We start from the raw sequence: 15,376 nt of genomic DNA, 5'->3' as shown, positions 1-15,376 counted from the left end.
AGCAGATCGTTCTACGACAGTCTTACACGGAAAAAGGATAGTTCCCTCATGCCCGCACTCACCCGCGAAACGGGCGCTGCCATGAGACCAAGACCAACGCCCATGCTCCTAGAAGTTCAATACTGCATTCATAGATCAGGTTGGCGGCCTGGTATCATTGCGCAATAGAATGCTTCGGCAACGCGACAATGGGCGCACGTCCTGCATTGCAAACCAAAGAGCTGGGCGCATCAAGATCAATCCCAACACTGCACCATAGACCATTTTGTACGCGATGACTGCGGAGGAAGTCCAATGGGTCGGCGTCAGCGCGGTCAACATCATCCAACCGACGGCCCCGGTTAAAACTGCCACGACGAAAGCGGCTGCAAGCGATTGTACAGTCAGATCACCCCATCCGACTGACGGGATCTGACCGCTCCGACGCAAGGCAAGACCGGTCATCAGGCACGTCATGAAAGTGATAACGGCAGATTGTGGCAGAGCGTCGAGAGCGATACCGCCCATACCCACCACCGGAATCGAAGCCTGTCGACCGAAGACAAGCCACGCGGCCAATCCGCTCATCCCCGCATTGATAATCGATACGATGACGCCCCTCAGCCATGCCTCTCTGGTCGCCTGCTTCATTCTGGACCCCCTTCAGAACGGATAATGGCGCGGCTCATCCTGGATGGTGACCCAATGATCACGGGTGAGTTCCGAGACGATCCAGTCGCCGTTAAACCGCCCGATCCCGCTGTTTTTCTCCCCGCCGAACATATTGAACGGGCTGTCACCGATAGATGTGTCGTTGATATGAGACATGCCTGCCTCAATCTGGCGGGCAAATCTTACTCCCCGCCCCGTATCGCGGGTAAAGACGCAACTAGCCAATCCAAATTCTGTCGCGTTTGCCAGTTCAAGCGCGTGTTCTTCCCCATCAGCCCGGATAATCGCGGCGACAGGAGCAAACTGCTCAGCCTGCGCAAAGACATGGTCGTTGGCAACGCCTGTGAACACGTGAGCAGGAAGCACCAAACCTTCGGCCGCACCTCCAAGCAATTCGTGAAAGCCCGCCTCGCGCGCCGCCGCGATATTGCGTTCCGCTGCAGCACGTTGTCGAGCATTGATAAGCGGCCCAATCACGGTCTTGGGGTCGGCGGGGTTGCCATGGCCTAAAGATCGGGCATGAGTGACGAACCGATCAATGAACTCATCTGCGATAGCATTGTCGACAATGATCCGGTTGGCACTCATGCAAATCTGGCCACTATGCAGGAAGCGTGCAAAAATCGCGCCGCGTACTGCAAGATCGATATCGGCATCATCAAGGACGACGAATGGCGCGTTTCCACCGAGCTCCAGGCCGATATGCTTCAATCGCCTTCCGGTAGCAGCCATTTCGGCAATGCGTCGCCCGACTCGCGTCGAACCAGTGAATGAGATCAAACGGGGAATGTCGTGCAGGGTGAAAGCGTCGCCAATTTCCGCAACGTCTCCAACAACGACATTAAGAAGACCTGGTGGCAAGCCCGCCTCTTCATAGATCGAAGCGAGGAGAAGGCCACCGGTTATCGGCGATTCTTCGGACGGCTTCACCACGACAGCATTTCCAACCGCAAGCGCTGGCGCGACCGCCCGGTTCGAAAGATGCATGGGGAAATTCCACGGGCTGATCACCCCAATTACGCCCAAAGGCTCGCGAAAGACAAAGCTTTGCTTGCCCTGCACATCGATCGGCATAATTTTGCCTTCGACGCGAGAGGGCAGTGCGACTGCCTCCAGCATGCCGGAGCGCAGTGCGGACCATTCCACTGTCGCCTTGAGTATGGTGCTACCGGTTTCCCTGACCAACCAACCAACAATTTCGTCGCGTCGCCGCTCGACGATTGAAAGTGATCTGGAAAACAGTTCACTGCGCTGCGACGGCAACGTCTTCGCCCAAGATTTCTGTGCCTTAGCTGCTGCCTGATATGCTCTGTCAAGATCATCGAGGCTCGCTAATGCCAGATCGGCAACAATACTCCCATCGTAAGGATTAAGATCAGGAATTCGCGCGACAGATGATCCTGCGCACCATTCCCCGTCGATATATTGGCCGATAAACGGTCGACCGGCGATTGAATCTTGAACGCTCGTCATCGAGACTTACTCCATATCAGGGCACAGGTTTCCGGAGATGTGACGGCACTTCGATGATGATGCCGACTGGCGTCGTAGTGGTAGGCGAGACCAGAAAGGCGTGTATGCTTGATAGCCCCGCGAATCCCGCTTCGAATGCGGCGTGGGGCTGTCAATTTCGCAAGTGCCTGAGAACTCACCGTCTCAGTTCCAGTGGCGACCACCCCGCACGATTTGTCACTCACATAACTGGTGACGACTTCATTCTGTCCAAACACCCTGCCCTCTATCCTTTTCTCGCCGTTCATTGCGACGATTTCCTCGTTCTCAGCGCTGCACTGACAGTTGGGATTTAGGCCCGATCAAGCCGGCACTGGCGGCCTCATTGCACTTGAAGGAACCCAGTTACCATGCAGTCCATTGCGCAGTCGCAACGGGAGACGGATGGTCGCGACCGGACCTTCGTCGATATGCTGAGCATCAAGGACAACGAGGTCGCTACGCATTTCATCAAGCCGGTTGACAAGCGCAATCACGTAGCCATCACCTTCGGGCGAGTCGGGTGAGCGTGGAGCGAAGACAGGCTCCTGGACTGTGGAGGTCGGTCCGGGAAGCCAACGGCGGCTTGCACCTGTCGTCATGTCGACATGTGCAAGGCCGTTCAGAAATGCATTCACGGACGGCGGTCCGCACCGCTGGAAATCATAGGGCGCGGTCGGATCGATAACTGCCAGGAAGGCGTGTCGATAGGGCCTTGTCGCGTAGCGCTCGTCAATATGAGGAAATTCGCCCATCGGTGCCGGAATGATGTCCATTTGCGGCGTGACGCTGTTGCTGGACAGATCGAAGATCCATCGCGTCATTGTCTGCTTCAATGTGCTTGGATGAGGCGCGTGACCATTTTCATCCGGATAGAACCAAAATGCGTTGTCGTTGAGCATGGGCATATCGACATAAACCTTGTGCCCGTCATCCCAGGCATTGATCGTGTGCCCTTGAAACCCGTTGGTGGGAACCGTAAACCAGCGCATATCCTCCGCATTACCCCGCCGCGGAAGCACACCATAAATCTGTTCGACGTCGGGCCGCCATACAAAGGCCGGCTTCCCAGCCTTCAATCGCTCAGTTTCGATCTCAAGCGAACCGACGGGAAAGACCACATAATTTTCGGTCACCGCGAAATCATGAATAGAAGCGGCGCGAGGTGCGGTGAACCAAGCCTCGTGTACCACTTCCCCATGGCGGTCGATTACGTAATAGGCGAGATCGCTGGTTGCGACGCCTTTTGCGCTATATCCGAATGCGATCAATTCGCCACTGACCGGATCGACCTTCGGATGCGCCGTGAAAGTCTCACTCGTCATCTTGTCGCCGAATCGATAGTTTCCGATTGTCTCGAGCGTATCGGGCCGCATGGCCACAGGCGGGCTGTCTTCCTTGAGGGCCAGCAGCAATCCATGATGAACGATTACGTTGGTATTGGCGGTACTGCGAATAGAGCCGGCCACGCTCGGGTCATCCGTGTATGGATTGCGATATGCGCCGTACAACGCCTTGCGTGCCTGCCGTTCCGCCACAAACTTGTCCGTCTGTGCATATCTCGACGTAAAATCGACACGTCCGTCCTTGAAGCGGAAGGCACAAACCATCCCATCGCCGTTGAAGAAAATGTCATGCCCCAGCATCGGTGGCCATTGGGGGTCAGGAGCGACGCGAAAGAATGTTCCATCAAGCTCCGGAGGAACCCGGCCTTCGACCTCAAGATCGAAAACATTCGCCTCAACTCGACCTGGTGCATCAAATCCGCGATAGATCGGATCGTCAGGAAAGCACGATGTCATGTAACCGCTCCATGTTTGTTGTTTTGGTCGGATTCTGAGGTGTTCGCCTCATGAAATGTACGGTGGCGTAATGGCCACGCTCTCAACGGGACGGGACTTTCCAACACCATCCGCAAAGCAGCACCCTGCGCAATAAGCCCAGGCTCTCGCCCGCGTCTGAAGGTTCAGTCATATTTAGCTGATGCCCATCTCGCCCTCTCTTCCCTGCGACGCTCATCACGGACGCGCAATCTTTATCTTATGAGTCTCTTAGTGCTAAGATACATTCTGGCGGTGGTTCGTCAAGAGCTTGCCGCGCCGAACGCTCCTTTATAAGCACGACCAAACCATGGTGGTGGAGTTGGAATGGTATATGGATCAGATAGCGAACGTTGGTGATGGGCTGGACGAAACGATCGCGCTCTGGAGCAGGACTCTTCCCGACATGGATCTCAATCCTCTCGGTGTTATTTTACGTATTTCGCGGTTGCATCTCGGGCTTACCGATGATCTTCAAAAATTTCTCCGCCCAATGGGGATCGGTCCGGGCGAAATGGACGTGCTGTTTTACCTGCTCAACAGCGGTCCACCCTATGAACAGCGGCCCAGCGACCTTTCAAAAGGCTGTTACGTAACTACAGGAGCCACAACCGGTCGGGTGAATCGATTGATCGAAGCCGGCTTGGTCGAGCGCGTTGCCTCGTCTGCTGACCGGCGAGAAACGCTTGCCAGACTTACACCCGAAGGTGAACGAATGGCGACCTCACTCAAGCGCGAAGTCGCCGCCCCACCCGCCGTTGTTCGCGCGCTCAATGCGATGACCACAAAGGACAGTACCGAATTCTGCCGACTCTTACGTGACTTCCATGTTCACTTGCAGCAATCGCGCAAAGGCAACGGCTCTGACGGGCTCATGTCATTCGGTGCGCGACCATGAGTGGTTGGATAAGGGGTCCTAAAAACTGATAGATAATATGGAATGGCGTCATAGAGTGTTTCGCGTTTGATCCAACAGATGACGGACGCTGCCTTTGCTGCGATCTGAACAGATCGTCGCCTTGTCGGGCTTTTGCAAAGCCTTGGGAATGGTGTGCCGCAACGCAAAGCAACCGATGAGCCCGGTGTAGCTGACTTCTATGGAGATAGCTGGTACATGGTCAAAATGGGTTTGACGGTTGCACCGGCCGCAGCATCCGCAAAGGCAGCGTTGATTTCGCCGAAGGGGTATAGTCGGACCAGCTTATCGACAGGAAAACTCCCTTCGACGAACCTCTCAACAAGATAGGGGATGAACAGTTTGGGATTGCTGTCTCCTTCGATGACGGCGCTGAGCCTCTTTGTCCCCGACAGGAAAGCAAGCAGGTCTATCGGCAGCGTGCTGCCAGGCCTGGGAGAACCAAGCATGCAACAATGGCCACGCGGCCCCAAAGCACGAAGAGCGGCTTCAACGATTACCGGAGATGCAGTGGTATCGATTGCATGGTTGAGTCCTTCCGGCAGCCTGGAAAGTATAGCAGTTGCAAGGTCGCCGGTTTCACTCTTAATGCAATCAGTGGCTCCCAGAGTACGCGCCAGCTCAAGTCGGGCATCGACCTTATCGATGACCATGATCCGGCCGGCGCCAGCCAGCTTGGCGGCCATTACGGCAGCCAGACCAACTGTGCCCACACCAAAGATTGCGATGCTTTGACCAGCCTGCACGCGCAAACTGTTGATGACCGCGCCAGCGCCCGTTTGCACGCCGCAGCCTAATGGCGCGAGAAGATGCAGTGGAGCGTCCTTGGTGACGGGAATGACATTGCGGTCATTTGCAATGGCATAAGTCGCGAAAGAAGATTGGCCAAAAAACCTGTCGCTCAATGGCCCCATGGTGCTGTGAAGGCCGTGCGAACCGTCTTGCCTTGCACCCCCGAAGTTCAGAGGCACCGAGGCGCGGCAACTCGCCGGATGCGCATCGTCGCACTCGGAGCAGACGCCGCAGCTGTCAAAAGTCAGCACGACATGATCGCCCGGCACACATCCGGTGACAGCTCTACCAATCTGCTCCACGACGCCGGCTCCTTCATGACCGAGCACAGCGGGCAGGCTGATGGGCATAAGCCCTGCCCGCGCAGCGGCATCGGTGTGGCAGACACCCGCACTTACGATACGAACGAGAATTTCATCGTCGCGGAGGGACGCGAGGCGCGTTTCCTCCAGTATAAAAGGGCCATTGTTCTCGCGAACCACTGCGGCGGTGATCGACAGAGGGCTCACGGTCATTGCGCTGGCTCTCCCTGTCCATTCGCTTCCCGGAGCCTGACGCTGACGATATGGGATTGGGTAAAGGATTCCAGACCCTCCTGGCCATTCTCGACGCCCAGACCAGATTGGCGAGCACCACTCATCGGAATATCAAATCCCAACTCGAGATGCCGGTTCACCCACACCACGCCCGCATCTATCCTTCTCGCCACCGACAGCCCTCTTTCAGGATCAGAGGTCCAGATCGTGGCGCCAAGTCCATAATCCCCGCTGTTGACCTGGGCGATGACCTGGTCAAGGTCTTCATATCGCACTATCGGTATGATCGGACCGAACTGCTCCTCTTGTACGAGCGCCGAAGTGTCGGGTATATCGCGCACTACGGTCGGCGAAATGAAAAAACCAGGACCCTCAAGCGCCTCGCCGCCCACGATCACCTGACCTTCCGCCTTCGCGATTTCGAGATAGCGCAACAGCTTTTCATATTGTTGACGATTTTGAATCGGGCCGATCTCGGTTTCGGGATTGCGACCATCGCCGACAACCGCCGCCCGCGCGAGTGCAGCAAGTTCTGCGCAAAGGCGTTCGTATAGTAGCGCGGGCGCATAAACCCGCTTGGCGGCAAAGCATATCTGTCCAGCGTTCAGCGTCGCGGCAAGGAAGATGTGGGGCGCAACAGTTTTGACATCGGCATCGTCGAGGACGATGGCGGCATCGTTCCCGCCCAACTCGAGCGATAGACGCTTAATGCCCAAAGCTGCACTGGCCATCACTTTGCGCCCTGTCCCAGTAGAACCGGTAAAACTGATCTTCGCAACGTCCGGATGACACGTAAGCACGGAACCAAGATCGCTTTCGTCAACCAATGTGCTAAGAACACCGGGTGGGAAGGTCTTCTCGCCGATCTCGCCGATCAACAAGGTGGTTAACGGCGTAGTCGGGGCCGGCTTGCAAATAACCGCATTGCCTGCCATCAACGCTGGCGCTAGTTTCATAACCATAAGCAGGACCGGAAAATTCCACGGGGCGATGGCAACCACAACGCCCAGAGGTGTGCGGTGGCGAACAACCTTCTCATCCGAACTACGAAACAGTATTTCCTCTTCTATTCGTAGCCCCGCGAAATAGCGTAGAGCCGCGATGGCGCCGCCGATCTCGTGGCAAGCCTGAGCCAGCGGCTTGCCCTGCTCTTCCGTCAGCAAACCGGCCAGATCGTCAAAGCGTGCATTCATGCCATCGGCAAGTTGTGACAGCATTGCTCCACGCTCAGCAAAAGCAAGCGCCCCCCAGGCACCGGTTGCCCTCTTCGCAGCAGTTACCGCCCGTTCGACCAAGCCAGCATCTGCCCGTGGCGCTCTAGCGACCAGCTTCCCGTTCGCTGGATTAACGACATCAATATGCGCCGCCCCGGAAAGAAGCCCGCCGTCGATCAACATCCCATAAGTCCGATCCATCGCTCTCCATCTCCACCATCATTTTTGTTCAGTCGTTCTGCATTGAGCCCGCTACTTCTCGATCAGCGTCGCCAAATCACTGGCCTCGCCTTGCCCTCGTGCTCCTAAACGCGTCGGAAAATCGCTACTGAATTGTGAGAAACGATTTTCCATTCTCCGTTCACGCGCCTGTATGTCTGGTGAAATTCGCCGACGGTGGCCGGCATGGAAACTGGGAGAACGGAATTTTCGCTATTTTCCGTTCCGTCAAACAATGTGTAAAGGGCAACACCGTGCGCATTGTCAGCATCGACGAACGTGATGATGGGCGGGGAAACGACATGGCGAGTCCTGCGCTCCCGCTTCCGGGAAAGCATGAATCCACGAATAGCTTCAACACCTCTGAATGGATCTCCAAGCCGTTCGAGCGAGGCATCTTCAGTGAACAGCGCGATAAATTCCTCTACCTTGTGCAAGTCTCCCAGGTAGCTCGCCTGGACAAGAAGATTGCTACAAGCAATTTGATCGGCAATCTGATACATGAAATCTTCCCTTCTCTTCAACTAACTTGAACGATAAATGCCATTATTGTACATGGTAGAAATTATCATAATTTTCGCATGTACACTGCTTCATAATACCCCATGGAAAGTTCGCGCCTTGCTACTTTCCCGATGAAAGCGATCGGCAGTCGCGCCAACGCCATTCAGGCAGGTCTGGCAGAACCAGAATCTCGAAATCGCCTGCGAACAAATGCGCTCGCAGTCACCGATGGGAAAAAAAGATGGTCCCGATCGCGCCAGTCGGGAGCCTGGTCGGCCCTAATTAAATGCGCAAACGGGAATGGCAGGTATGCGCGAGTAGCGCCAAAACCCGGCACGAGAGATATTAACTGGCCCGAAACGGGCAACATTTTCCATATCACCCTTGCAAGCAGAGCTTGCCCCATGCGTCGCGCATATAAAAGGGTCGAAGAAGGGATGGGCGGCTCGGCGGTGAACCGCGCGCACGGCCTATCCGGTGACGTCATTACCCATCGACCTGGGCATCCTTCTCCAATACACATCTTATGCATGCAGTGTAAGTACAATCATGCCGCGGAACCGTCAATTCCGCTTCGGATTGCTTTGACGAAGCCTGGCTGGAATCCAATTTCAGCCTTCACCCCTCGAGAACCTACTCACCACGGTCCGCGACACATCACGATCAAATAGACCAAGCTAGGCCGCCCTCGATGAAGATCATAATCTATTGATTATAAGCATTATTAATACATTCCCTCTCATCTTCGCTGCACCGGCCCCGCCTGCAGCACCATGCCGCCACATCGCGCAGCGGTGATGATAGCAAGCCCAACTCCGACCCCTCACGGCGATCTTCATGAGGGATTGACACAGGATGCATTGTAAATATAGTTGCATGCAACAAAACGGGGAGTGAGAGCATTGATTGGCTACCGCAGCGCTGGCTTGTCAGAAGCTGGGAGCGATGGAGTCGGGCATGCCATTGCCTGAACGGCTCCGGGCAAACCTCCGCTTTTTTGGCGGGCGCCCGTGCCGAGATTACATCCGCACACAATTCCACCATGCAACCCGCAATAATCGCGCCCGGGGCCCCGCCCACCGGCGGGATACTGAACGAAGTCCCGGTTGCGCAGGCGTCGTGACGATCGAAACGGATACACGGCGAAACGCCGGCCCCACGAGATTCGACGCAAGAGGCGCTCCTCACTGCTAACAGCGTCCGCTAGTTGGGAATTCGACGAATCAAATATCAGTATTAAATATATCAATTACTACAAGATAATATCCAATTGGTGCGGCGAACGCCCATTTTAATAACGATAACGATATAACAACAGATTGTTGAACTCTGGAAAAAGGGGAGAGGATTTACTATGAGATCTAATTTCGGAATATCACTGCTGGCCGTTGGCGTCGCTCTTGCCTCAACCAATGCCCAGGCGGAAGATCAACAGCCCACCCAGGCCGCAGGCAATACCTCGACCGTCAACCAGGTTGATCCAGGCGAAATCATCGTCACCGCGCAGAAGCGCAGTGAGCGATTGAATTCGGTGCCCTTGGCCATCAGTGCGATTGGCGCGTCCGATATCGCCTCTCGAGGCATCACGGATACGACCCAGTTGTCGAAAGCCATTCCGAGTTTCAATGTTCAAAAGTCGTCGTCCGGACAACCTATCTTCTATATTCGAGGCGTCGGCTTTTCCGATCCCAGCGTGTCAATCAGTCCAGCGGTGAGTGTTTATACCGACGAGGCTCCCCTTTCCTATTCGACAATGGCACGGGGTGCTGCATTTGATCTGGAAAGGGTCGAGGTTCTAAAAGGGCCTCAAGGGACCCTGTTTGGCCAGAACTCGACCGGGGGTGCCGTCAATTATATCGCGGCAAAACCAACCGACAGCCTCGCCGCCGGCTTTGACCTCGAAGCTGGCCGCTTCAATATGGTCAATGCGAGCGGTTTCGTAAGTGCGCCCGTTACCGATACGCTGGGAATTCGCGTCGCCGTTCAGAGCCGGTACCAGGACGATTGGCAACGCAGCATTTCGCGAGGCGACGAACGAGGACAGCAGCGCTTTTACAACGGGCGGGTGACATTGGCTTGGGCCCCTTCCAGCAATCTTCGATTTCAGCTTACCGGCGCCGCCTGGAAGGATCAGTCCGACAACCAAGCACCTCAATTCGTTTACTTTACCCCGTCACGCACGGGGTCTTCGGCGAACCAGGTAGTGACCGCGGCATTGTCCGCACAGACGCCTGCGCCGGACAACAGCCGGCTTGCCGATTGGGATCCGGGTTCCGCAAAAGCCAAAAATGACCGCTTTTATCAGATCGCCTTACGAGGCGAGTATGACCTGCCATGGGCAACGCTCACGTCACTTTCGAGCTATGCGGACACGAAAATCAACTCTCCGGTCGATGTTGATGGCACTCCGTTCCCGAATGCCTTTTTCGTTCAAAAGGCCTTGCTGCAGACGTTTTCGCAGGAACTCCGGTTGAACGGGACAATCGATGACCGCTTGCGTTGGCTCTTCGGCGGCAACTACCAACATTCGAAGACAAACGAGCTGATGGCTGAAACGACCAATATTACCAACAATAGTATTGGCCCTTACACATATGATCACGTCAATCTCATTAATGATCAGCGGGTGGACACCTACGCAATTTTTGGTAGCCTGGAGTACAAACTGACGGACAGACTGACTGCTCGAGCATCTGGCCGATATACGTGGGAACGGCGCAAATTTTCCGGGTGCCTGGCGGATGCTGGGGACGGACAACTTGCCAAGGCCTTTTCCCTGCTTTCATCGCAGTTCTCTGGTCAAGCGGTCACAATCGATCCCGGTCACTGTGTGACTCTTAATGACACGACTAGCCTGCCGGTGAATATTGTAGAGAAACCGCTCAATGAAAATAATTTTTCATGGCGAGCGGGACTGGATTGGCAAATCACCAGCCGGACTCTTCTGTATGCCAACATTGCCAAGGGTTATAAATCTGGCGGCTTCACGCATATACCAGCAGTCTACGCTCGCCAAATGACGCCAATCACGCAAGAGTCCGTTCTCGCTTATGAGGGGGGATTGAAGACACCTTTGTTTGATCGTCTGGCCCAGCTGAATGCTTCGATTTTCTACTACGATTATCGAAACAAGCAGTTGCAGGGGTATATCAACATCGATCCGTTCGGTGCATTGCCAACCTTGGTCAACGTACCGAAATCGCGCGTTTATGGAGCGGAAGCAGACTTGACCGTCCGACCCTGGACCGGCTTGCGCCTGCAATTGTCGGGCGCTTACCTTGATACGAAAGCGACATCATCAACCGCCCTTCCTATTGGCCCGCTCGGAAGCGTCTATAATTTTACCGGGGAGAGCTTTCCAAATACTCCCAAGTATCAAATCACCAGTGACGTTGAACAGCGATTTCCGATCAGTTCGAGCATGGAAGCCTACATAGGCGGATCCGTTCAATATAGAAGCAGTGCTTCGGCGGCATTCGGTCGCTCGCAAAATGCGCTATCTGAATCGTTGTTCACGATCCCATCATACGCCTTGCTTGATGCCCGCGCGGGAATGTCTTTCAATGACGGTAAGGCCGTGATCGAGATTTGGGGGCGCAATATCACGAACAAATTCTATGTGACCTCCATCACACGGCAGGCAGATACCATATTGCGTTACACCGGTATGCCGGCGACATATGGAATCCGCCTGAGTTGGAAATACTGATATTCTTGATAATCTCGTTAAATTCCGGCGGGAGGCAGGCGGGCGCAGCTGTATGTTGCGCTCGCCTGTGACGGGTAACGAGCTCCTTCTCCTTGCAACTCCCAAATGATCGCGAAGGCATTCCTATTTGATGCTGGCCAGCGTTGCGATCTGGCTGTGCGCAGTTACCGCGCCTGACCTTTGGTCTTTGATATTCGCATAGCTATCGATGCCCTCGTCAAGTGACGGTGATGGTGCATGTAGTCCGATCCGTTCATCCCGCTGGGCCAGCGTTTCCATCCTCGTTTAGATGGGATGCGTTGTACACAGGTATCTCGTCTGTCATCCGCAGCCTCCTACCATCACTGCGCCGTCCCGCGGAGCCATTGCAATGGCCGTTCCGATTTTAGGAACAAGGCCGAGCCGCTGGCCGATCGAGCGGTCGAGGCCCCCGCGAATGTCCATTGCCAAATCGCCATTGAGCTCGGCGGGGGTCAGGGCAAGCAGCGAGATGATTCGCTGCCGCAGGCCGGGATTATATTTCAGGAACTCGCGATCCTTGGGGCGGCCCGCCAGTGCGCTTTCGGTGGCCTCGAGTGCCCAGAGAATCGTGACCCAGCATTCCATGAAATCGATCGGCATCGCCTCATAGTCGCGCGCCAACATAAGTCGGGTGATCGCCGGTTTCCGGCCGCAGAAGAAGCCGACCAGGACACGAACGAGGAAACGTGGCCAGGCCAGTGCAGCGCTTGACGCCTCCAACCCGTTGGGCAGGTCGCCGCAGCGGGCCTTGTACAAGAGGAAGAGGGTCCAGAAGCGCAGTCGAAGCACATCACTCGAACCGAGCGGCTCGTCATCCTCTTCGAGCCCTTCAGCATAAGCGATAACATGGCGCTCATAGAGACGGGCATCGATCGGCTCGTGGCTCGGCTCATCCTCGTCCGAAGAAGCAGACGCATGTGCCTGTGTGTCGGGACCATCTGCGTCTTCCTCTCCATCGGTCTCGTCGGCCGGCGGATCGAAAGCGGGATCATAATCGTCTTCGGCGGCAGGTGGGGTTCCTCTGCCGGAGAGCAGGTTGAGGAAATCGCGGATGCTGTCGCTGTAGGTTCCTGCAAGACTGTTGGCACCATCGCGTCCCTGGCGCCCGGCATCCGCCCTGGCCTGGGTGAAGTCCTCATAGCTGAGTGATACGGGCGCGGGTGGCTCACTCTCGGACTTGCGGCTGTGGGGGCGGGGCGCCGAGAGCCTGGCGCGCTCCTGATCGGTGTCGAAATCGGCTCTGGCGAGGGTTTCGAAGGCCTGATGCATCCATAGGTCGAAGTCCGCCCCGCTGGTGAAGGGCACGAGCGCGCGGGCGATACTGCCCGTCGCCACCTCCTTGCGACGCCCGCGTAGCACCGCGCGATGCGTGACATGGGCCAGGGTCGAGAGGACATCACCGGCTGCAATGCGTGCAAAACGCACTGCGGTGGCAACATCGGCATCGAGCGCTATCGTCCTGATTCCGCCAGTCTGCTGAATGGATGCGACAGGAATGGCCGCCAGGAGCCGGGCATCATGGCCGAGCAACTGGACCTGCATGGTGTCGTCTTCGAATTGTGCCGGCCGCCAGTGGAGGAGAGCGGAATCGAGTTCGAAGGTTCCAGGCTGGCGGGCGTCGACAGCCTGTAATGGAATTGGCGGCGTCTGCGCCGGCTCCGAGAGATCGTCGAGATCGAGGGCCTCGCCATCGAGCCAGCGATCGAGCCCGAGGGCTTCACGGGCGGTGCCGCGCGGCAAACGACGGTAGATGCAGGCTTCTGCGTTGGCGCCGACGCCACCGGATCGGCCGAGCGCCGCGGTGGTGCAGTTGGCGCTGCCCACCAGGACATGGTCGTGCTGCGCGGTCGTGGCGATGACGATCTTGGCGTGGGTAAAGCGGTAGGATGGCCAGTCGAGTGCGACGAGTCGCGGTTTTTTGGCGAAGGGCGCATCCTTGGGAAATTCATGGCCCTCAGGATCGATCGGCAGAATGATTTTCCTGGGCGCAAGACGGCGGGAGAGATCGGCAAGAGCGGCAAGATCGCTGTCCCAATAAGGGCTGATCACCACCAGCGTCTGGACCTTTGCGTCGCCGACGTGCGAAACGAACCGATCTCCGATGCCAACCTCACCGGGAGCATGGAGAAAGGCTATGCCCGTGCCATCGTCCAGTTCATGGAGGTCGCCCTCTATCGGACCATCGAGCCATGCTGCACGTTCACGCGCCCAGAGCAATGCGTCGCGTGCCGGCGATGGGGTTGTGGGTACGAGAGTGTCGAGATAGCGCCAGACGGCCCGGATGATCTCCCGCTCAGGGCCCTCCTCATTCTTGCACTCGATCTCGATGACAGCCTCGGCGTTGCCCGCGAGACCGGAAGCCGTCAGATTGGCGGAACTCACGAAGGCGCGAGCGCTCTCGCGGCCGATCTGCAGGATGATCTTGGGGTGAAAAATGCCTTCGGCGGCCGACGGGCTGTGCAGTGCATAGTCTCGGCCCAGGGCAGTCGGCAGGGTCGATCCATCGGAGAGGGCAAGGGCTGCCATCCGGGCATCGGCGATGAGGAGGAGATTGGAGGCTCCGCTCGCCATGAGCTGGGGGAGGAGGATTTCCTCGACGGCCGCGAACTCGACGGCGAAGCTGGTGGCGATGGCGCTATGGAAAGGACGGCCAGCGCGGCGCCCAAGGCGATCAGGAAGCTTCATTGGGCGCGCTCCAGTGCCGCCAGGCCTAGCGCTGTCGGACCGTTTTCATCGAGAAGATGGATATCGGCGAGGAACTGGAGCGTTGGTTGCAGGCGCGGCGTCGTTGCGACAGGCTGGTAGGTGCCCAGGTAAACGAACCGATTGTCCCGCTGCTCGAACAGGAAGGTATAATCGCGTTGGCGGCGCAGTTTCTGCATGGCGACCCAGCTGTGGCGGCGGACCACCCGGTCGAGCATGTAATCGGCAATGAGATCGGCGACGGCCTCCCCTTCCCCGCGCTGGAGCCACGAGATTTCCGTCAGCAACGAATGCGCGGAGCCCCGGTCGGGAAGTCCCTGAGCGGCGGCCGCGGCGAGATCGGATCGGTCGGCGAGACGTTGCTGCAGCGCCGCCATGAGTTCGATGGCGACAAGGGCCTTGTCGGCGGCAGCGCCGCGCGCGCTGATCAGGGTGTCCCAGGCGTCTTCATAGGCGAAGTCCGCCGACCTGAGGGCCATCCGCATATCGCGCCAGCTCTGCAACAACATATCCTCTTCCCGCGCAGCGAAATGCTCGATGATTTCAGCGCGAATCTCCGGGAGCGAGCGCCCATGAGGGGCGCTGTTGATGATCGCGATGGCCCATGCCAGGAGCGCGGCGCAGGCAACCTGCATGAGATCCTGACACTGATAGGCTTCCCATTTGAGACGCTGCGCTTCCAGATCATCGGTCAGCGTCTGTTCGGGCGGTTCGAAGAGATGCCAGCGGACGCGATCGGGCACCGGCTGCGTATTTCAGAAGTTCTGGACAGCCGTTTCACAAAATCGCGGACATGCGTT

Annotated in this window: 11 protein-coding genes; 3 read left to right on the top strand and 8 right to left on the bottom strand. The window is 56.9% G+C overall.

Translation table 11 applies throughout. The annotated features are described in order from the left end of the window. Positions 1–135: 135 nt before the first annotated feature. From V7066_RS24090 to V7066_RS24080, 3 genes are all read right to left on the bottom strand, one after another. Entirely contained in the window at positions 136–630 is a 495-nt protein-coding gene (locus tag V7066_RS24090; RefSeq protein ID WP_334185501.1) for a hypothetical protein, read from the bottom strand. 12 nt (positions 631–642) lie between these two features. Further along, positions 643–2,124: an aldehyde dehydrogenase family protein gene (locus tag V7066_RS24085; protein ID WP_334185500.1), complete on the bottom strand. Its 1,482-nt coding sequence runs from the start codon at positions 2,122–2,124 to the stop codon at positions 643–645. A gap of 341 nt (positions 2,125–2,465) precedes the next feature. Next, positions 2,466–3,944: a carotenoid oxygenase family protein gene (locus V7066_RS24080; protein ID WP_334185499.1), complete on the bottom strand. Its 1,479-nt coding sequence runs from the start codon at positions 3,942–3,944 to the stop codon at positions 2,466–2,468. 352 nt (positions 3,945–4,296) lie between these two features. Between V7066_RS24080 and V7066_RS24075 the strand changes: the two genes are divergently transcribed. Continuing rightward, a complete protein-coding gene (locus V7066_RS24075; RefSeq protein ID WP_334185498.1) occupies positions 4,297–4,860 on the top strand; it encodes a MarR family winged helix-turn-helix transcriptional regulator in 564 nt (187 codons plus the stop codon). 197 nt (positions 4,861–5,057) lie between these two features. Here V7066_RS24075 and V7066_RS24070 read toward each other — a convergent pair whose 3' ends face one another. The 3 genes from V7066_RS24070 to V7066_RS24060 form a co-directional block, all read right to left on the bottom strand. Continuing rightward, the gene (locus V7066_RS24070) at positions 5,058–6,185 is read right to left on the bottom strand and encodes an NAD(P)-dependent alcohol dehydrogenase (RefSeq protein ID WP_334185497.1); all 1,128 of its coding nucleotides are present in this window, start codon (positions 6,183–6,185) and stop codon (positions 5,058–5,060) included. Continuing rightward, the gene (locus V7066_RS24065) at positions 6,182–7,621 is read right to left on the bottom strand and encodes an aldehyde dehydrogenase family protein (protein ID WP_334185496.1); all 1,440 of its coding nucleotides are present in this window, start codon (positions 7,619–7,621) and stop codon (positions 6,182–6,184) included. Before V7066_RS24065 ends, V7066_RS24070 begins: the two co-directional genes overlap by 4 nt. Before the next feature lie 104 nt (positions 7,622–7,725). Continuing rightward, the gene (locus tag V7066_RS24060) at positions 7,726–8,142 is read right to left on the bottom strand and encodes a nuclear transport factor 2 family protein (RefSeq protein WP_334185495.1); all 417 of its coding nucleotides are present in this window, start codon (positions 8,140–8,142) and stop codon (positions 7,726–7,728) included. A gap of 1,355 nt (positions 8,143–9,497) precedes the next feature. On the opposite strand from V7066_RS24060, the gene V7066_RS24055 reads away from it, so the two are divergent. Beyond that, positions 9,498–11,852 (top strand): TonB-dependent receptor, encoded by a 2,355-nt coding sequence (locus V7066_RS24055; protein WP_334185494.1) that lies wholly within the window; start codon positions 9,498–9,500, stop codon positions 11,850–11,852. 321 nt (positions 11,853–12,173) lie between these two features. On the opposite strand, the gene V7066_RS24050 is transcribed toward V7066_RS24055, so the two are convergent. Both V7066_RS24050 and V7066_RS24045 read right to left on the bottom strand, forming a co-directional pair. Then, the gene (locus V7066_RS24050) at positions 12,174–14,558 is read right to left on the bottom strand and encodes a hypothetical protein (protein WP_334185493.1); all 2,385 of its coding nucleotides are present in this window, start codon (positions 14,556–14,558) and stop codon (positions 12,174–12,176) included. Then, positions 14,555–15,055 (bottom strand): hypothetical protein, encoded by a 501-nt coding sequence (locus tag V7066_RS24045; RefSeq protein ID WP_334185492.1) that lies wholly within the window; start codon positions 15,053–15,055, stop codon positions 14,555–14,557. The genes V7066_RS24050 and V7066_RS24045 overlap by 4 nt, the downstream gene beginning before the upstream one ends. A gap of 93 nt (positions 15,056–15,148) precedes the next feature. On the opposite strand from V7066_RS24045, the gene V7066_RS24040 reads away from it, so the two are divergent. Continuing rightward, positions 15,149–15,376: hypothetical protein (locus V7066_RS24040; RefSeq protein WP_334185491.1), on the top strand; the 228-nt coding region annotated here is incomplete at its 3' end.

The sequence above is a fragment of the Novosphingobium sp. genome, from assembly GCF_036820275.1.
Classification (GTDB): domain Bacteria; phylum Pseudomonadota; class Alphaproteobacteria; order Sphingomonadales; family Sphingomonadaceae; genus Novosphingobium.
Note: the sequence above shows the minus strand (reverse complement) of the source record. Positions and strands in the feature narration are given on the sequence as shown.